Source organism: Hymenobacter rubidus (assembly GCF_016734815.1).
GTDB lineage: Bacteria > Bacteroidota > Bacteroidia > Cytophagales > Hymenobacteraceae > Hymenobacter > Hymenobacter rubidus.
Genome location: NZ_JAERQF010000030.1, coordinates 24,814 through 43,160, shown reverse-complemented (window position 1 = coordinate 43,160; position 18,347 = coordinate 24,814). Strand labels below are relative to the sequence as shown.

The 18,347-nt window shown below is 61.5% G+C and carries 14 protein-coding genes and 1 riboswitch; of the genes, 5 read left to right on the top strand and 9 right to left on the bottom strand.

The features are described 5' to 3' along the window. Positions 1 to 109 precede the first annotated feature (109 nt). Complete coding sequence (gene tamL / locus JKL48_RS17770) at positions 110 to 2,782, bottom strand: translocation and assembly module lipoprotein TamL (RefSeq protein WP_201985489.1); 2,673 nt, start codon at positions 2,780 to 2,782, stop codon at positions 110 to 112. A gap of 2 nt (positions 2,783 to 2,784) precedes the next feature. On the opposite strand from tamL, the gene JKL48_RS17765 reads away from it, so the two are divergent. After that, on the top strand, positions 2,785 to 3,543 hold the full coding sequence (locus JKL48_RS17765; RefSeq protein ID WP_201985481.1) for an RNA methyltransferase: 759 nt from the start codon (positions 2,785 to 2,787) through the stop codon (positions 3,541 to 3,543). 317 nt (positions 3,544 to 3,860) lie between these two features. On the opposite strand, the gene JKL48_RS17760 is transcribed toward JKL48_RS17765, so the two are convergent. Genes JKL48_RS17760 through JKL48_RS17750 form a run of 3 tightly spaced genes read right to left on the bottom strand, consistent with a single transcriptional unit; the run spans position 3,861 to position 6,714 of the window. After that, a complete protein-coding gene (locus tag JKL48_RS17760) occupies positions 3,861 to 5,012 on the bottom strand; it encodes a porin family protein (protein ID WP_201985479.1) in 1,152 nt (383 codons plus the stop codon). 24 nt (positions 5,013 to 5,036) lie between these two features. Continuing rightward, the gene (locus JKL48_RS17755) at positions 5,037 to 6,152 is read right to left on the bottom strand and encodes a hypothetical protein (RefSeq protein ID WP_201985477.1); all 1,116 of its coding nucleotides are present in this window, start codon (positions 6,150 to 6,152) and stop codon (positions 5,037 to 5,039) included. Between the two features lie 4 nt (positions 6,153 to 6,156). Next, positions 6,157 to 6,714: an RNA polymerase sigma factor gene (locus JKL48_RS17750; protein WP_317191966.1), complete on the bottom strand. Its 558-nt coding sequence runs from the start codon at positions 6,712 to 6,714 to the stop codon at positions 6,157 to 6,159. Between the two features lie 119 nt (positions 6,715 to 6,833). Here JKL48_RS17750 and JKL48_RS17745 point away from each other — a divergent pair, with 119 nt between their 5' ends. After that, positions 6,834 to 7,376, top strand: coding sequence for a hypothetical protein (locus tag JKL48_RS17745; RefSeq protein WP_201985475.1), 543 nt, complete (start codon positions 6,834 to 6,836; stop codon positions 7,374 to 7,376). Positions 7,377 to 7,382: 6 nt separating this feature from the next. On the opposite strand, the gene JKL48_RS17740 is transcribed toward JKL48_RS17745, so the two are convergent. Both JKL48_RS17740 and JKL48_RS17735 read right to left on the bottom strand, forming a co-directional pair. Next, positions 7,383 to 8,681, bottom strand: a complete 1,299-nt coding sequence (locus JKL48_RS17740; protein ID WP_317191964.1) for a chloride channel protein — start codon at positions 8,679 to 8,681, stop codon at positions 7,383 to 7,385. Positions 8,682 to 8,728: 47 nt separating this feature from the next. Continuing rightward, positions 8,729 to 8,802: riboswitch (Fluoride riboswitch) on the bottom strand. A gap of 223 nt (positions 8,803 to 9,025) precedes the next feature. Next, positions 9,026 to 11,296 (bottom strand): heavy metal translocating P-type ATPase, encoded by a 2,271-nt coding sequence (locus JKL48_RS17735; RefSeq protein ID WP_201985473.1) that lies wholly within the window; start codon positions 11,294 to 11,296, stop codon positions 9,026 to 9,028. Positions 11,297 to 11,471: 175 nt separating this feature from the next. On the opposite strand from JKL48_RS17735, the gene JKL48_RS17730 reads away from it, so the two are divergent. Together JKL48_RS17730 and JKL48_RS17725 are read left to right on the top strand one after the other, a co-directional pair. Then, the gene (locus tag JKL48_RS17730) at positions 11,472 to 12,491 is read left to right on the top strand and encodes an ABC transporter ATP-binding protein (protein ID WP_201985471.1); all 1,020 of its coding nucleotides are present in this window, start codon (positions 11,472 to 11,474) and stop codon (positions 12,489 to 12,491) included. A gap of 126 nt (positions 12,492 to 12,617) precedes the next feature. Next, positions 12,618 to 13,928, top strand: coding sequence for a hypothetical protein (locus JKL48_RS17725; protein ID WP_201985469.1), 1,311 nt, complete (start codon positions 12,618 to 12,620; stop codon positions 13,926 to 13,928). A gap of 111 nt (positions 13,929 to 14,039) precedes the next feature. Here JKL48_RS17725 and JKL48_RS17720 read toward each other — a convergent pair whose 3' ends face one another. Then, positions 14,040 to 14,399, bottom strand: coding sequence for a CoA-binding protein (locus JKL48_RS17720; protein ID WP_201985467.1), 360 nt, complete (start codon positions 14,397 to 14,399; stop codon positions 14,040 to 14,042). A gap of 107 nt (positions 14,400 to 14,506) precedes the next feature. Further along, positions 14,507 to 16,078: an NAD(P)/FAD-dependent oxidoreductase gene (locus JKL48_RS17715; protein ID WP_201985465.1), complete on the bottom strand. Its 1,572-nt coding sequence runs from the start codon at positions 16,076 to 16,078 to the stop codon at positions 14,507 to 14,509. A 155-nt stretch (positions 16,079 to 16,233) separates the two neighbouring features. On the opposite strand from JKL48_RS17715, the gene JKL48_RS17710 reads away from it, so the two are divergent. Next, positions 16,234 to 17,559 carry an MFS transporter gene (locus JKL48_RS17710; RefSeq protein WP_201985458.1) on the top strand — a complete coding sequence of 442 codons (1,326 nt, stop codon included), beginning with the start codon at positions 16,234 to 16,236 and terminating at the stop codon, positions 17,557 to 17,559. Between the two features lie 43 nt (positions 17,560 to 17,602). Here the strand turns inward: JKL48_RS17710 and JKL48_RS17705 are convergent, their stop codons facing one another. Then, complete coding sequence (locus JKL48_RS17705; RefSeq protein WP_201985456.1) at positions 17,603 to 18,292, bottom strand: tetratricopeptide repeat protein; 690 nt, start codon at positions 18,290 to 18,292, stop codon at positions 17,603 to 17,605. Between the last annotated feature and the right edge of the window lie 55 nt (positions 18,293 to 18,347).

Below are 18,347 nucleotides of genomic sequence, written 5' to 3'. Positions count from 1 at the left end.
TGCGCTTGTCGAAGCATCTTGCGTGCAGTAGTAATCCAATTGATGCAACGAAGCGGTAGAGATGCTTCGGCTACGCTATGCTTCGCTCAGCATGACGGTTTCGGTACCTTTAAAAAGGATACCCGATGCCCAGATTGAAGGAAATCGGGTTGGCCGTGGTGTTGAAGTAGCGCAAGGCCCAGCGCTGAGCTGCGGGTGCAGTTGGGTCGTATACTTTGGTAGCGAGGTCGAGCCGCAGGATAAGAAAAGTAAAGTCGAAGCGGACCCCAAAACCAGTGCCTACTGCAATCTGCTTGTAGAACTGATTGAACTGAAACTGGGCACCAGCCCGCAGGTAGTCGCCATAGGTCGGCGACTTGGGGTCCTCGTCCTTGCGCTCCTGCAAGCCCCATACGTTGCCAAAATCCGTGAAAAAGGCCCCCTTGATGAAGCTGTAGATGGGGAAGCGGTACTCGGCGCTTCCTTCCAGCAGCAGTTCGCCGGGCTGCTCGGTGATGTAGTCGCGGGCGCCGTTGCTCAAAAACGAGGTGTAGCCGCCGGGGCCGAGCCGGCGCGGCTGCCACGCCCGCAGGCTGGTAGAGCCCCCGGCAAAGAATGACTTGTCGTAGGGCACGGTATACACATCCCGCTGCAAGTCCGAATCGAACGTGCGCGAGAGGGCGTGCACGGCCCCGCCGTTGAGACGCCAGACGAAATAGGTTTGGGGCGAGAGGCGGTAATAGCGGCGGTAGTCGGCGCTGATGCGGGCGAAATTGAACACATTCAGGCCCGTGTTTTCCTTCAGCCAATCTTTGTAGAGGCCCCGCGTGAGGCCGCCGATTTCGGCAAACAGCCGCAGGTAGCGGGCGTCGCGCGTTTCGTTGAAATCGTTGGAGTTGTAGAGCGACGTGAAGCTAAAGCTGGGCTCAATCTGTTTGCTGAAAGAGCGGTACAGCGACGAGCCCTCCGTGTATTGCAGTTTTCGGAGCCGCGCCTTAAAGGAATCACTTTCAAAAGGTGTATTTACCAGGGTGATGACGACCGGTGAGAAAACGTACTGGTGAAACACTGAGCGCTGCCAGATGTAGTCGTAGGCGAATTCAAAGTTGGAGCGCGTGTATTCGGGCCGGTCCACGTAGGTTTCGGACAGCGAAAACCGGGTTTTGGGATTGTAGCGCGTCAAAAAGTGGTTGGCACGGAAAGGAACCAAAAACTGCGGCAGCACCAGCGCCGCCGTCGCCCCTAGCTGCACGGTATACACAGGCTGGTTGGCGTTGGTGCCATCGGCCTGGGCCACCCGCGCCAACTGGCCTTCCAGGCCCGCCCGAATGCCTACCTCCAGCACTTCGGCTCCGCCGAAGGGGTTACGGGTTTTAAGGCGTAGGTTGAGAAAGGGGCCAGGCTTGTAAGCCACGTAGGTGACGCCGGCTTCGCTGGTTTCGCCAAATTTGGGTGCCGGCGAGGCGTTGATGACGGCCACCAATTCGCCCGTGCTGGGCTTTAAGCCGGTGCTGTCGGCCGTGGGCGGGTCGGGCACCTTCCGGTAGTTCACGGTATTGAAGCGGAACATGTCCAGGTTGGCCAGCAGCCGTTGGGTCTGCATGGTGCGGTCGAGGCTGTAGCGTTGGCCGGGGCGGACCAGCACTTTGCGGGCCAGTAGGCTGGTGCTGTATTTCTGCTTGTAGGCCGCGAAATGCACCGAATCAGTTTCGATGGTGTCGGTGCGCACGCCCAGGCTGGGGCGAATGCGCAGGGCACCGGGTGTGCCGGCCCGCCGCAGGGTGTCGCCGGCTGCGTTGCGCAGGGTGCGGCCCACGCCGGCATCGGTAATGAAGCGGACCTGCCGCAGCGTGTACACGCGGTGGCCCTGATTCGGGGCGGGATTGGCGATGAAGGTGCGTAGCCGGACGGTGAATTTCTCGTAGCTCGTATCGGCTTCGAGGGTGATGTACTGCTGGCGGAAATCGTAATAGCCCGCGTTTTTCAGCAGCGTTTCCAGACGGGTACGTTCCTGGCCAATCAATTCCTCGTTGTAACGGTCGTTTTCGTGCAGCAGCGTGGCCGACTGGCCGGCCCGTACCACGGCCGCCACCGCCGAATCGGCAATGCTGGGGGGCTGGAGGCGGTACAGAAACGGCTTGTTTTCCTGGATGTGGTAGGTGACGGTGACGCGCCGGTACTGCTTCGCGGCATCCAGCGAATCCGGCTTGCCCGGAAACACCGAGCCGATGGCTTTGAGGCTCCGAAGCACGATGCCGCGCTCGTAGCGCGCCGTGTCCGTGGCCGATACCCGGGCCCGGAAAAATCCCTGAGAGCGTAGAAAGGTAGTCATTTGCTCCACCGAGCGGTGGGTCAGGGCCGAATCGTAGATGACCGGGGCTTCGCCCAGGCGCATGATGGCGTTGCCTTTGTCGAGGGCCAGCTGCTTGCGGTTCACCTTGCGCTCGCGCCGGGCCAGCAGCTTGCCCAGCTGCGCCGAATCGGTGCCGGCCGCTTTCATCTTGGTGGCGAAAGTGTTCTGAATGTCGCGCAGCTTGTTTTTAATGCGCACCGAGTCGTAGAACTTGGTGCCCAGCTGATAAATGGCCAGCTTGGGCAGCGGAAAGCGGGCATTGGGCTTTTGCTGGGCCAGGGCGGTGAGCCGTTCTTTGTCGGCCTGGTTGGTGCCCTTGATTTCGACGCGGCTGAGTAGGCGCTGACCGGGCCGCAACAGCTTAAACGGGGAACAGGCTGCCACCGCCAGCAGCACCAACAGGGGCCCCAGGCGCTGCGCGGGCCGTAGCTTTGAAGAATAGGAGGACAACAATGGTTTCAAAAGCACTTGGCAAATACGTGCAGTCGCTGCACCAAAAGAAGTACCGGCAACGCCACGGCGCGTTTCTGGTGGAAGGGGGAAAAAGTGTGTTGGAACTGCTAAGTTCTGACCTGGAAACCGAACACCTGCTGGTCACGGCCGAATTCGCTTCCCAAAACCATGCCCGGCTGCCGGGCCGGGTGCCGACCACTGTCGCCTCCGAAGCGGAGCTGACCCAACTCGGGACCCTGGCCACCAACACCACCGCCCTGGCCGTGGTCCGCCTGCCCGCCGAACAGCCACTGCACCTAACGCTGCCCGAATCGGCTTTGTTGCTCGCCCTCGACGAAGTCCGCGACCCCGGCAACCTTGGTACCCTGCTGCGTTTGGCCGATTGGTACGGCCTGCCGGGCGTGGTGCTCAGCCCCGGCTGCGCCGATGCGTATGCGCCCAAAACGGTGGCTGCCAGCATGGGCGCCTTTGCCCGCGTGCGGGTATGGGAGCGTGACCTGGCCGAATGGCTGCCAACGCTGGCGTCCGCCGTCGGCATTTTTGGCGCCGATTTGGAAGGTGATAATGTGCATCGCCTGCACTTGCAGCCTGCCGGTGTGCTCGTAATGGGCAGCGAATCGCACGGCCTCACGCCGGCTGTGGCGGCGGCCCTCACGCGCCGGCTGCACATCCCGCGCGGTGCCGGCGGCCAGGCCGAAAGCCTGAACGTGGCCATCTCGGCGGCGATTTTGCTGGATAATTTTTTTCGAAATCAGTGATTCTTTTCCCTGCAATTTTTGAACGTCATGCAGCGCGCAGCGAAGCAACGCGCGTAGGGTAGTCACTCAATCGTCTGTCATCCTGAGCGCAGCGAAGGACCTGCTCACCGATGAACAAGCTGCAATTATTCCTAACGGGCGCAGACGTGAGAAGGTCCTTCGCGCTGCTCAGGATGACAGACGATTGAGTGAGTGACTACCCCACGCGCGTTGCTTCGCTGCGCGCTGCATGACCGTCCTTTTTGTAAAGCCCCCAATCCAAACAAAAGCCCCGACTCAAACCAGAGCCGGGGCTTTTTTATCAAGGCCACTCCGTTTTAATCAATCCCGAAAACGCGCAGGCCAAAGCTTAGTACCTGCGTGTCGGGGCCGGCGCCGGTTTTGAAAAGGCTGTTCATGTTATACTTCCCAAAGAATTCCAGGCCGCGGTAGCCGATGGTGCCCTGCAGGCCATACTGGAAGTTTTCCAGGTTGTAGGTGTCGTGGTTCTTGTCTTTGTAGGTCGTGCCGTCGGTCGTGTACTTGAGCTTGGTCCAGGCCGAGAGGCGGTAGCCCGCGAAGCCCCCGGCACTTAGGATGAAGGTGGGCTTGTAGTGCGTGTCGTGCAGCTGGAGGCGGAGCATCAGGGGCACGTTGATGCTGGAGGTGGCCAGCTTGGTTTTCTGAAACTGGCGGCGACTATCGGTTTCGCGCACCACATCGGTGCGGCCGTTGGCGCTCACCCACTTGTCGTTGCCGTTCAGCATGTAGTTGTTGAAGGCGAACTCCGGGCCGATAGAGAAGCTCACCGGGCTGCGCTTGCCAAACAGGCGGGCGTTGGTGATGAAGCCAATGTTGACGTAGCGCGAGCCTTCGGGCCGCAGCTCCACGGCTTCGGGTTGGCCGCTGGCGGTGTAGTACTGCTTCTGGTTTACGAAAGCGTTCAGGCCCAGGTCCAACACCAGACTCGTGCTCACACTCTTGCGGTCGAGGGCTTTCATGCGGACGGAGTCGCGGTGGGCCTGGCGCTGCTCCTGGGTTTTGGCATTGGCGGTGTTGTAGGATTTTACGCCCTTTTCATCGGTGCTCACTTCCACGCCAAATGCCTTGTTCAGCATCACGTCGACGCGGTTGGTATTGGCCGCCTTCTTGTGGGTGGTGATGCGAACCTGCTCGGGCAGGTTTTTGCCGGGCTGGTCCTTATCGGGGTAAAACTCCATGGTCACCTGCTCGGTCGAGGCGGTTTTGGCGGCCGTTTCGGCTTGGGCAATGTAGCTGGCTAGGCGCGAGGTAAGCGAGTCGAGGTGGTAGTTTTTCATCTGGCGCAGCTGGGCTGCGTCGCGTACCGTCAGGGTGAGGGTGGCGCGGTTGGGGAGGCGCACCACAATGGTGTCTTTCACAGTAGCGGGCACCGTGAGGGCAGTAGCGCGGGCCACAGTCGACCCACCCACCAGCATCAACAGAAAAAAGGGGAGAAAAGCGCGTTGCATGATTTCTAAGAAGAAGGGAATGAATTACAATCGGATGGATTTGCTGACGGTGCGGCCGGCCACGGTGGCGCGTAGGGTCACGTTCTCGGGCAAGCCGGTGGCTTCGGCTAGGCTGAGGCGCTCGCCCCGCACCAAGTGCCCGGCTTGCTGCAGCAGCCGGCCGCCCAGGCTGCGCCGGCCAGCCGATTCCTCGGCCGCGGCCAGGGCCGAAACCACGGGGCGAGCGGGCCGGCTGCCGGGGGCCGCGCCGTTGCGCACGTCCACCGTAATCAGTTCACTGGCGTTGGCCGGGACGATTTCCAGGGCCGTATCCGTAACAGGAGAGGGAGCCTGGGCCACCACTGGGGCGAGGGGAGGCTGCTGCTCGTCGGCAGCGGTAGAAGTGGGAGTAGGAAGCGTACGCGGGGCGGGGTGAGCAGCGGCGCGGGGCGTCGTGCGGGCCACGAGTGAGGGCGCATCGGTGGCCGCGTCCGGCTGCCGGCTGGTTCTCAGCGGGTGGCGAGGCGACTGCCCGAGGGCGGACATCCTGGCCTTTGGTGCGGTAGATGCGAGGGTGGCGGAGCGGGTTGCCTGCGAGGAAATATTTTTTTGAACTGAAGGGCTCGAAGCCATTTCCAGCGGTTGCGTGCGGTTTGGAGCGTCCTTATGCCCAGCGCCTGCAACCGCAATAGTCCCCTCAGCTACTGTGGGAGCAACGGTTGTTTGCTCAGCTTTTGGGCCGGTGCTGGTGGCCGGGGCTTGCAGTCGCTCTTTCCGTCTAGCCTGGGTGGCAGACTGGTTTTTAGTCGCGAGCGTGCCATGGGAGGTGGAGCGGCCGGGGAAGCCCAGCCACAGTCCCGCGCCACCCGCCAACAAAAACAGCACCACGGCTGCCGCCAGCGCCATGGGCCACCAGGCTGCCGCCCGGCGCTTGCGGGGGCGCAGGTGCTCGTCTTCGAGGCGCTCCCATAGCTCGCGGGCGGGCGGGGTAGCGTGGGTGCTCAGGCCGGCGCGGAAAAGCTGGTCGAGCCGCTGGTCGGTCGTTTCCGGTACTTCCGGTGCGGGCGTGGCTTGCAGGCGCGCCCACAGGGCATCGCCCGGCGGGGTTTCGTGGCCGTCGAGCTTGTCGCGGAATAAGTCGTCGATATCTTCGGGAAGCATAGGGCTAATTGTTCGTAATGGCGGAAAACTGCACGCGGCGCTGGAGCATGGCGCGGGCCTTGCTCAGCTGCGACTTGCTGGTGCCTTCGCTGATGCCCAGCAACTCGGCAATTTCCTGGTGGCCATAGCCTTCCAGGGCGTAGAGGTTGAAGACGGTGCGGTAGCCGGTGGGCAGGGTGGCCAGCAGGCCCATCAGGTCTTCGGCCTGAAGCTGGGTGTCGGCGGTAGCGGCGGTGGTGGCCAGGTTTTCGGGCTGGGCAAAATCTTCAAACGACACCGTTATCATCTCGCGCTGGCGCAGCTGCATCAGCGCCTCGTTCACCATGATGCGGCGCACCCACCCTTCAAAACTGCCTTCGAACCGGTAGGTGGGCAGGGCCCGGAACATCTTGGCAAAGCCCAGAATGAGGGCTTCTTCGGCATCTTCGCGGCGCTTGAGGTAGCGGCGGCATACGGTGAGCATCAGGCCGGCCAGCTGGTCGTAGAGCTGGCGTTGGGCCCGGTGCTCGCCCCGCACGCAGGCGGCAATGAGGTCGGCTTCGGTAAGAGTAGTGGTGAGCACAACGCAGAAAGGATGGTGAGGTAGCGCGGCAGATGCGGAAAAGGAGCGAAGGGTTGCCTGGAGTCAAAAGTTTTTCCGAACGCCGGTTGTTGGCTTTAAGGCAGTAGTTTCGCAATACGATGATGCACCGACTGCTGCCCTTCCTCCTGTGCTCCTCAGTGGTTTCCCACCTGGCGGCGCAGGAAGCGCCCTCAAAGCCCGTTAGTTACCCAAAATACCGGGCTGCCTTGGGCATTTTGGGCAATCCCAAGGTGCTGGGCGTGCAAGCGGAAGGCCGCTTTGGGCAGCATTTTGGGGGTCGGCTGGTGGCCACACAGGTGTTTGATTCGCATCGGCAGAACGAATTTAGCGCCGGCGGCATCGGCTTGCTCACGTATTATATCCCCCTGAAAAATCCGCGCCTGGAACCCGTAGTTGGCATTGGCGGCGTTTATTCGCTTTACCACTGGGACCTGGGCGCCAATGCCAAGAAAGGCACGCTGACGGACTTTAACGTGGGCGGTGGAATGGGCTTGAACCTGCGTTTTAGCAATGACTTTCGGGCCGGTATCAATGTATTATTTGCCAATGGATTCGTGGCTGATTATCAAGCCGACGACATGCGCATTGCGCGCCGGAAGCTGCTCGTGATGCCTGCCCTCACGTTTGATATTCTACTTTAGGCCCAGCTAGGGCAGCTCGCGCAGCGGCCTACCTTGTTGCCGTCCCAGTCGTAGGTGCTTGGCTTGGCCCACCACCTGCGCCCCGTAGATGCCGGTGTGGCCCGAGAACAAATATGCCACCACGCAAACCAGCGCCAGATACACCGCGCCGTGGGTGCCAAACAGTTCAAGGCCCATCAGGATGCAGGCCAGGGGCGTATTGGCTGCCCCCGCAAAAACACCCACAAAGCCCATGGCCGCCAGCAAAGCCACCGGCAGCGGCAGCACCACGGCCAGCGCACTGCCCAGCGCTGCCCCAATAAAAAACAGCGGCGTCACCTCGCCGCCCTTGAAACCGCAGCCCAGCGTGAGGGCCGTGAGGGCCAGTTTCCAGGCCCAGTCGGTGGGGGCCAGCGGGCGCTGAAAGGCTTCGACAATTACCGGCACGCCCAGCCCGCCGAAGCGGCTGGGCCCCAGCACCCACAGCAGCGCTGCTACCAGCACCCCGCCCACGACCGGTCGCAACGGCGGGTAAGAAATTCGGCCAAATACCTGACCGATGGCATGAGTGAGCGAAGAAAACCCGCGCGCCGTGAGGCCACATAAGGCCCCCACCAAAAGCGTGCAGCCGAATAGCAAAGGGCTGAGCGGCAGTGCTTCCAGCGTAGGATACGGCGTGTGGCCCACGCCCCAGGCCCGCGTCACGGCATCGGCAATGACGGCGGCCAGGAAACTCGGCAGCACGGCCTCGTAGCGAATGGAACCCAGCAGGAATACTTCCAGCCCGAAAACGGCCCCGGCCAGCGGCGTGCCAAATACCGAGGCAAACCCGGCGCTCATGCCCGCGATGAGCAGCAGCCGACGGTCGCGCGGCCGCAGCCCAAACCAGCGGGTGAGCTGGTCGGCCAGAGTCCCGGCCATCTGCACGGCCGTCCCCTCACGGCCTGCCGAGCCCCCAAACAGGTGCGTGGCCAGCGTGCCGCCCAGCACCAGCGGCAACATACGCAGGGGAATGCGCTGGTTGGGCCGATGGATTTCGTCCAGTATCAGGTTGTTGCCCCGCACCGCCCGGTCGCCAACGTAATGGTACGCTAAGCCGATGAGCAGGCCCGCGGCCGGCAGCAGTGCCAGGGCCCATGGGTGGCTTTCGCGCCAGTGCGTCACCCAATCCAGGGCCACCAAAAACCCGGCCGATGCCGTGCCGGCTAGCGCCCCAATCAGGACGCTGAGCAGCAGCCAGCGCAGCACAAAAAGCAGGGTAGATGCAGGCTCGAAGCGGCGGACCCAAACGGGCAGCAGGCGGCTAAAAAAGAGGCGTTGGGCCACGAAAGCGAACAAAATGATGAGCGGTGCGGAGCGGCCACCCGGCCGTCCGTTTCGTAGGAATCATCAGCGCGGAGCGGAGGGCGCCGGCGGTTCGCGGTGGAAATCCATCACCGTAGCAGGGCAAATATAGGCGCGGGCTTGGTCAGATTTTGCTGGGTCGTGCTGGCATGCTTCATTTGACAAGTCTAGGGTAAGAGGCTTGTTCCGGTAAGTTGTTTAAAGTCATGCTGAGCTTGTCGAAGCATCTCTACCGCGCAAGTAATTCAGTTACTCTCGCGGTAGAGATGCTTCGACAAGCTCAGCATGACTTTAAACAACTTGCCCTGCCCACTCATCGGCAATGCTTACGGATTAGGCCGAAAACCCCGCAGTCGCAGCGAATTGGTCAGCACCGACACCGAACTGAGCGCCATGGCCCCGGCGGCCAGCATGGGCGAGAGCAGCACCCCAAACAACGGATACAGCGCCCCGGCCGCAATGGGAATGCCCAGGATATTGTAAACAAAAGCAAAAAACAGGTTTTGCCGGATGGTCCTGATGGTTTGTCGGGACAACTCAATGGCCGTCACCACGCCCTGCAAATCGGAGCGCATGAGGGTGATGCCGGCGGCTTCCATGGCCACATCGGTGCCCGCGCCCATGGCCAGGCTCACATCGGCCTGGGCCAGGGCCGGGGCGTCGTTGATGCCGTCGCCCACCATGGCCACTACGCGGCCTTCGGCCTGCAGCGCCTGCACCTGCGCGGCCTTGTCCTGGGGCAGCACCTCGGCAAAATACCGCGTGATGCCCACCTGCGCGGCCACGGCCGCCGCCGTTTGCGGGTTGTCGCCGGTCATCATTACCACGTCCAGGCCCATTCGGCTGAGTTGCCCGATAGCCGCCGCTGAGGACTCGCGCACCGTGTCCGCCACGCCGATGAGGCCCACGGCCTCGCGGCCTACGGCCACGTAGAGCACGGTTTTGGCCTGGGCCTGCAGTCGGCCGGCCTCCGTCTGAATTTCCGGAGAAATGGCAACGCCCGCTTCCGTCAGTAGGCGCTGGTTGCCAATAAACACCGCATGCCCTGCCACCGTTGCGACCGCGCCCCGGCCTTCCTCGGCCCGAAACTCGGTTGCGCTGGGTATTTGGACTTGCTGGGTTTCCGCATAGCGCACCACGGCGGCGGCCAGCGGGTGTTCCGACTGGCGCTCCACGGCCGCCACCAGCGCCAGCAGCGGGCCGGCGGCCTGGCTGGGCATCGTCCAGAAATCCGTTACCGAAGGCTCGCCTTGGGTGATAGTGCCGGTTTTGTCGAGCAGCACGGTTGTCACTTGGTAGGCTTTTTCGAGCGCCTCAGCATTGCGAATGAGAACCCCGTACTCGGCGCCCTTGCCGGTACTGACCATGATGGCCGTGGGCGTGGCCAGCCCCAACGCACAGGGACAGGCAATGATGAGCACGGCCACAAAATTGACCAGCGCCAGCGGCAGGCGCGTGCTCACCGGAGCCAAGCTGAACCACAGCCCGAAGGTGACCAGGGCGATGACAACCACCGTGGGCACAAAAACGGCACTGACTTTATCGGCCAGCCGCTGTATGGGGGCCCGGCTGCCCTGGGCATCTTCCACCAGCTTCACAATCTGAGAGAGCAGGGTGTCGGCCCCGATTTTCGTGACCCGGAAGCGAAACGAGCCGGTTTTGTTGAGGGTGGCGCCGAACACGGCATCACCGGTTTTTTTGGCTACCGGCAGACTTTCGCCGGTCAGCATGGCTTCATCGATGGCAGATTGGCCTTCAACGATGAGGCCGTCGGTAGCAATTTTCTCGCCCGGCCGCACCAAAATGATGTCACCCGGCTGCACCTGTTCGATGGGCACGTCCAGCTCCTGCCCGTTGGGGCGCACGAGGCGGGCCGTTTTGGCTTGCAGGCCCAGCAGGGCCCGCATGGCGGCCGAGGTTTGGGTTTTGGCGCGCAGCTCCAGCACCTTGCCCAGCAGAATAAGCGCAATAATGGTGGCCGTGGTGTCGTAATACACATCGGGCCGTAGGCCCCGACTGGTGAAAAAGCCCGGTGCCAGCGTGGCGGCCAGGCTGTAGAGAAATGCCGCGCCGGTGCCCAGCGCAATCAGGGTGTCCATGGTTGCCGCCCGGTGCAGCAGGCTGTTCCAGGCCGAGCGGTAAAAGTCGCGCCCGCTGTAGAGCAGCACGGGCAGCGTGAGCAGCAGCAGCGCTCCGTTCAGCAGGGGCATGTTCACGCGCATCATCAGCGCCGGCCAGAGCATGAGCATACTCAGCGGCATGATGAGGGCGGCCAGGCCGGCGGCCACCCAGAACCGCCGTTTCAACTGCTGGTACGCTTCCGCTTTCTGCTGGTCGATGGCGGCGCTGCGCTCGGCGGCGCTGATGTCGGGGGCGCGCTCGGCCACGGCATAGCCGGCATTTTCTACGGCTTGCTTAAGGGTTGCGGGCGAGGCTTGGCCGGGCAAAAACTGCACGGTCGCTTTCTCGGTGGCAAAGTTGACCACGGCGCTTTGCACGCCGGGCGTGCGGGCCAGGGACTTTTCGACGGCCGATGCGCAGGCGGCGCAGCTCATCCCTTCGATGTCGAGGGTCGTGGTTTCGGGAGTAGGGGACATAATTCGGGGTGCTGCAATCAACGACTGGCAGCTTGTAACAAAGGAACACCAGCAACTAGCCCCGCCCGGTACGGAATCGTGCCGAAAAGCTATAGAATTTGCCGTTGGGTGCGCCGCGCTTTGCTGGCGCAAGTCATCACTTATTCTTCCCCTGAATGGGCCGGCTACCGGCCGCATGCCGCGCTTGCCCGCTACCTTCGGGCCCATGGAATTGCTCAAGGTGGCCGGTATTGGGCTGGTAGAACACGGAAAAGTGGTGCTAGAACACATCAGCTTTGGCCAGCCGGCGCACCGAAAACTGGCCCTCGCCGGCGAGTCGGGCACCGGCAAAAGCACGCTTCTACAAATCATTGCCGGCCTGATTCAGCCCAGCGCCGGCGAGGTGCGCATCAGCGGCGACCGGGTGCGCGGCCCGCGCGAAACGCTGGTGCCCGGCCATCCCGGCGTGGCTTATTTGTCGCAGAAATCCGACCTGCCGCATTCGCTGCGCGTGGAGCAGGTGCTGCGCTACGCCAACAAGCAATCCAGCGCCGACGCGCAGGCGCTGTACGAGCTTTGCCGCATCGACCACCTGGCCGAGCGCCGCACCGACCAGCTTTCCGGCGGCGAGCAGCAGCGCGTGGCCCTGGCCCGCCTGCTGCTGGGCGCGCCCCGCTTGCTGCTGCTCGACGAGCCCTTTTCCAACCTCGACCGGGTGCACAAGCGCATCCTCCAAACCATTATCGACGAGCTGGGCCCGCGTCTGGGGATTACCTGCCTGCTGGTGTCGCACGATGCGGCCGATACCCTGCCCTGGGCCGATGAAATTCTGGTGCTGCACCGGGGCCACATCATCCAGCAGGGCCCGCCCGCCGTGATTTACCGGCAACCGGTGAATGAATACACCGCCGCTCTGTTTGGCGACTACAACCTGCTGCGGGGCGCCGACCGGCAGGCCCTGGCTCCCAAAACGCCGCGCAAAAAGCCGAAGACTGTCCTACTGGTGCGGCCCGAGCAATTTCGGCTTGGCAAAGTCGAGGGAAATGCCGTGGCCGGGACGGTGCAGGCCGTTCGATTTTTCGGCGGCTATTACGAGGTGGAAATCAGGCTGGCTGAAACCAGTATTCGCGTTCGGGCCGATGCGGCAGAGGTGACCGCAGGTTCGGCCGTGGCCGTGTCGGTGGTGGCCGGCGGTGGCTGGGAGGTGGCGTTGTGAGTTCGTTATTTGCAGCCTCCGCTTTACTCTTGTTGAACTCCTAGCATGCCGCCGTCGCCTTCACCCGTTTCCCAGCCCAGGGGCAGCCGCTGGTACGATGCGGGGGCGTCCGTCGCCATTGCCGTTTTGTTTGCATTCTACCTGCTTACCTCCGAATACCACAACCTTTATTACGACGCCGAAGACTACTGGCAGCTCGGCCACCGCTTTTATCAGCAAGGTCATTTCCAACTCCTGGCTTACGATGATGCCCTGCGCGGCTATGCCTATCCACTGCTGAATTTTGGGTGCCTGGTGGTCCGCAAAGCCTTGCGCTGCGATGCCGTGACGGTGGTAAAACTGCTGAACGCGGGATTGGCGGGGGCGCTGATGGGCGTGGTGGGTCCGCGCCTTTGGCAGGCGGCTACCGGGGCTACCCAACCGCCGGCCCTGGCGCGCCGGCTGCTGTGGGCCGGGCTGTGCTTCGTGTTTTGGCGCGACTATTTCAACTTTTCGCTCTCAGATTTTCCCGCCTTGCTGGCCCTGGGTTTTGCCCTGTGGCTGGCGCAGCGGCATGGGCCAGCGGCGGCCATTGCAACGGGGCTAGCCTTGGCGCTGGCCCTGAATATTCGCCCGATTTATGTGGCGTCGGTGCTGCCGGTTGGGGCATTGCTGCTGCTTGGCGTGCCGCGCCGACAGTGGCTGCCTTGCCTGGCGCTGCTGGCGGTAGGAGCGGGGCTGGTACTTGCGCCCCAGTGGTTCATCAACCGGCGGCATTTTGGGGCAAATACGCCGCTGGTGTTGTCCCAATCCAAATCCCTGAATATTCACAACCTCTACCTGCAAAAGCTGAAATGGGGGTTGCTGCACGAAAAATACGAGTCTTCCGTCGGCCGGGAGCTGCCCACTGGCCAGCTCCTGTTTCTGGACCCCGATGGCGCGGCCGTGCTGCGCGCCGAGCAGCTGCAGAATTTTGAAACCCCCGGCCAATACCTGCGCACAATGCTCCGGCACCCGTTTGCGCTGGCGAAGGTGTACGCTCGGCACGTGTTTGCCGGACTCGACATCAGCCACCCCACGCCGTATCTGCGGCGGTGGGCACCCGCCGTCTGGTTGCAGCTGCTGAATTATAGCCTGTGGTTTTGGGCCGCCCTGATAGCCTGCCAGCGTCTGCCCACCCGGCGTGAAAGCCTCGTGCTGGCCGCCCTGCTGTTGCCCTGCCTGGCCGTGATGCCCCTGAGCATGGAAGCCCGTTTTCTGCTGCCGCTGCATTTGCTGCTGCTGGCGCTGGTTGCTTTTGGGGCCAGGCCGGGCCTGCAAGCCGTCACCAAGCAGCGCGCCTTTTGGACGGGAAGCCTTTACCTGCTTTTTATCTTCGGGTGCTTCGCGTGTTCCGCCAGCATCACGCAAACGGTTGAGCCTCGTTTTCGGCCATTTTTACTGAAAACAGCGCGTTGACATTCAAAAACAGAATCGGGCCGCGACAACCTTGTCGCGGCCCGATTCCGATGTAATTGCCGGCGTTTCCAGGGAATGTATGCGCCAGTTAGCCCCGACGTACCTGCGGTTCTAATACTGGCCAATCGAGAGCAATACCAGCGTGCAGGCTTCTTCCGTCTGAATGCCGCGCTGCTGGGCCAGGCGCTCCAGTTCGGGGTTTTCAGTGCCGGGGTTGAAGAGAATGCGCTTGGGCTTCAAGTCCAGGATATAGTCGTACCAGCCCGGCTGGTTTCTCGGCCCTACATACAGCGTGACGGTATCAATATCTGGTTCCTGCGGCCGGTCGGTATGAATGGCCATGCCCGCAACTACGCCTTTCCTAATCCCCACCGGAACCACCTCATGCCCGTGGTTTTTGAGCATGTGCATTGCCCGAAAGGAATAGCGAGCGGGGTTATCGGAAGCGCCGAGCACAAGGGTCTTTTTCATAATGAGCTGGTTTGTTAACAACGGTTAGGGGGGAATTGGCCGTGATTTTACTGGCCAATGGATAACAGCTAAGCAGTACGAAAAAACGTCCAGCAGTGACGAATCATTCAACGGCGCACCCAGGCCGCAACGGCCTCCGCGCACCGCTCACCGTCCATGGCAGCCGACACGATGCCACCCGCGTAGCCCGCCCCTTCACCGCACGGAAACAGGCCCGCTACCACTGGGTGTTGCAGCGTTTCCTTGTCGCGGGGGATGCGCACCGGGGCCGAGGTGCGGCTTTCGACGCCCACAATCTGGGCTGCATTGGTGGCATAGCCGGGAATTTTGCGGCCAAAGTCGCGGAAGCCCTGCCGCAGCCGTTCGGCCAGCACCGGGCCCAACACCTCATCCATTGGCACCGATACCAGGCCGGGCTGGTAGGAGGTTTCAAGCAAATTGGACGACGTTTTTTTCTTCAGAAAATCACCCAGCAGCTGGGCCGGGGCGCGTTGGGTGCCGCCGGCGGCCTGGCAGGCCACCTGCTCAATGGCTTGCTGAAATTGCAGCCCGGCCAGCGGGCCGTAACGCTTTACGTCCATGTCTTCCAGCTCCACGGCTGCCACGATGCCGGAGTTGGCAAAGCGCGAGTCGCGGCGGCTGGGGCTCATGCCGTTCACCACCACCTCGCCCGGTGCGGTAGCCGCCGGCACAATGAACCCGCCCGGGCACATGCAAAACGAAAACACGCCGCGCTGCTGCCCGCGCACCTCCGTCTGGTGCACCAGCGAGTAGGAGGCGGCCGGCAGCAAGCCCCGTTCCGTGCGGCGGTACTGGGCCTGGTCAATCAGCGACTGCGGGTGTTCCACGCGCACCCCCAGCGCAAAGGGCTTGGCTTCGATGAGAATCCCACGCCGGTGCAGCAACTCATAAATGTCACGGGCCGAATGGCCGGTAGCTAAAATAGTCGCGTCGGCCTCGATGGTTTCCCCGGTGGCCGTGACGACGCCACGCAGCCGGTTATTATCGAGCAGGAAATCCGTCACGCGGGTGCCAAACCGCACCTCGCCGCCGGCCGCGATAATGGCCTCGCGCAAGGCTTGTACCACGGCAGGTAATTTGTTGGTGCCGATGTGGGGGTGGGCATCGACCAGAATATCGGGCGTGGCGCCGTGCTGCACCAGGCGCCGTAGTACCCGGCCCACGTCGCCGCGCTTGGTGGCACGGGTGTAGAGCTTGCCATCGGAATACGTACCGGCTCCGCCTTCGCCAAAGCAGTAGTTGGAATCGGGATGTACTACCTGGTCCTTATTGATAGCCGCCAGGTCTCGACGCCGCGCCCGCACATCAAAACCACGCTCCAGAACAATGGGCTTCAAGCCTAGCTCAACGCAACGCAAAGCTGCAAAGAGCCCCGCGGGACCGGCGCCAACGATAGCTACATTTGGCGCATTTATTTTAACATTTGAATAAGTGAACCAAGGCCCAAATAAGTCACTTGGTGGCGTTGAGCGGTACACATCGGCTCGGAGCCGAATGAGTGGCTGCCTGCCGCGCGCATCAATGGAACGGCGCTTTATATGCACAAAATCGACCTCCCCCGGTTGCAGCCGTACTTCGCGCAATATGGCTTCGTACCTGTCCAGCTCGCTGAACGCAACTTCAGGGGCAAGTAGAATTTCTAACTCTTGTTTTAACATTTGTAAAATATGAAAGGTGTCTATCCTTTTGATTACGGGGCCTAAGCCAACTTCTGAATTTGCAAAGCTACGGTTCCGGCCGATGGCGTGCTTACCAGCTTACTTGCATTGCTCATTGCTTGCATTCGGCAAGAGCCTTGAATCAACCAGCGTCTATGAAAATACCGTACCCCTCTGCACCCGTTTCACGCCTGCGCTCCATTGTCAGCGGTTCCATCGGCAACCTGGTGGAATGGTACGACTGGTATGCCTACTCAGCATTCGCGCTCTACTTTGCGCCGGTGTTTTTTCCCAAAGGCAGCCCCAATGCTCAACTGCTCAACACGGCCGCCATTTTTGCGGTGGGTTTTCTGATGCGCCCACTTGGGGCATGGCTGCTGGGCGCTTATGCCGACCAGCACGGTCGGCGCGCGGCGCTGTTGCTTTCGGTGCAGCTCATGGCGGGAGGCTCGCTGCTGATTGCCGCAACTCCCGGCTATGCTCGGATTGGGATAGTGGCCCCGGTGATGCTGCTGCTGGCGCGGCTGGTGCAAGGCCTCAGCGTGGGGGGCGAATACGGCACTTCGGCCACCTACCTCAGCGAAATGGCCGGCGCCAGGCACCGGGGCTTTTGGTCCAGCTTTCAGTACCTCACGCTTATGGGCGGGCAGCTGCTCGCCCTGCTGGTGCAACTGGGCCTGCAGCAGTTGCTGACCCCACCCGAAATGAGTGCCTGGGGCTGGCGGGTGCCCTTCGTAATCGGCGCCATGGCGGCGCTGGGAGCCCTGTACCTGCGCACCCACATGGGCGAAACGGCCGCCTTCGAGAAGCAACAAGCTGCAGTTCCGTCCGCCAGTAACGTCAAAAGCACGTCGCCCGCCCCAAGCCAGCTGCAGGTGCTCATGCAGCATCCGCGGGCCGTGTTCACAGTGGTGGGTCTTACCCTGGGAGGCACCCTTGCGTTCTATACTTTCACCACCTATGCCCAGAAGTTTTTGGTCAATACTGCCGGTTTCAGTAAAGAGCAGACGACGGTAATTTCCTTTTGTGTGATGTCGGTGGCGCTGCTGTTTCAGCCCTTGATGGGCGCTATTTCCGATAGGGTAGGCCGCCGGCCGGTGCTGTTATTTTTCGGCATCGGTGCTACTGTAGGCACGGTGCCGCTGTTGCGCCTGCTGGCCCACACGCACGATGCCTGGGCGGCCGTGAGCCTGCTTGTGGCGGCTCTTTTCGTGGTTAGTGCCTACACGTCCATTAGCGCGGTGGTCAAGGCTGAGCTGTTTCCCACGGAGATAAGGGCCCTGGGCGTGGGGCTGCCTTATGCGCTGACTGTGGCCATCTTCGGTGGCACGGCCGAATACGTGGCGCTGTTTGCCAAAGAACAGGGCGTTGAAGAGTGGTATTACTGGTACGTGACGGGCTGCGCGCTGCTGTCGCTGTTGGTATATTGGCGAATGGGGGAGACGCGCGCCGAGAATGGGCACATGGCGGGAAATGATTAATCGGAAAATCATTTACTCGGTTAAGGCGGGCTTCTTGATATACTCAATCGCGCGACGCAGCTTTTTGGAGTTCAGATAAAACTTTCCAATGCTGCACCGCTATCGGATTCAGTGCAGTAGCGCTGTCAACGTACTTCCATGAATTCACGTAGTCGTGCTTGAGAAAATAGGCCACTGCCAGCCGCTCGTAGGCGTCAATCACAGCTTCGGTGTCATGCGAGTTTGCGATATAAAGCTGCGAAAGGCTGATTGCGTCTTCAAGGTCAGATACCTGACTCGTTGTCTGATAACGGTCAATCAACGAAAGGGCCATGTCTACGAAAATTCGATGGTTCGTTGGGTCGTGTCGTATGCTCTGCCGGAAGTACCCCAAAGCATCCGTGTTATGGTGGCGGCTGCTCTCAACGACGCCAAATCCCCAGTAGGCAGACGCGTTGGTACTATCCAGCAGCCATGCTTGATTGAAACGCTTAATGGCTGTTGATAAATCGTCTTTACGGAAAAACTCCCAGCCTTTTTCGGCAAAATGTGCGGCCGCTGCTTTCCGGCTGGCGAACCGCTGGTCGGAGTCTGCCAGAAACCGGGCGTCGGCCAATCGCAGCGCTCTGCTCTTTTTGAAACCGCCGTACATAGGCAATAAGTTGATTTCTCCGCTTCTGGCAATCTGGGCTGAAGCGCATTGCAGCCCGCCAGCTAAGGCAAAGGCCATTAAGTAGCTGACGAAACGTTTCATGCTCTACAACCGGGCGATGCTCGTTAAAAAAGAAAGTCATGTCAAGGTAAACCGG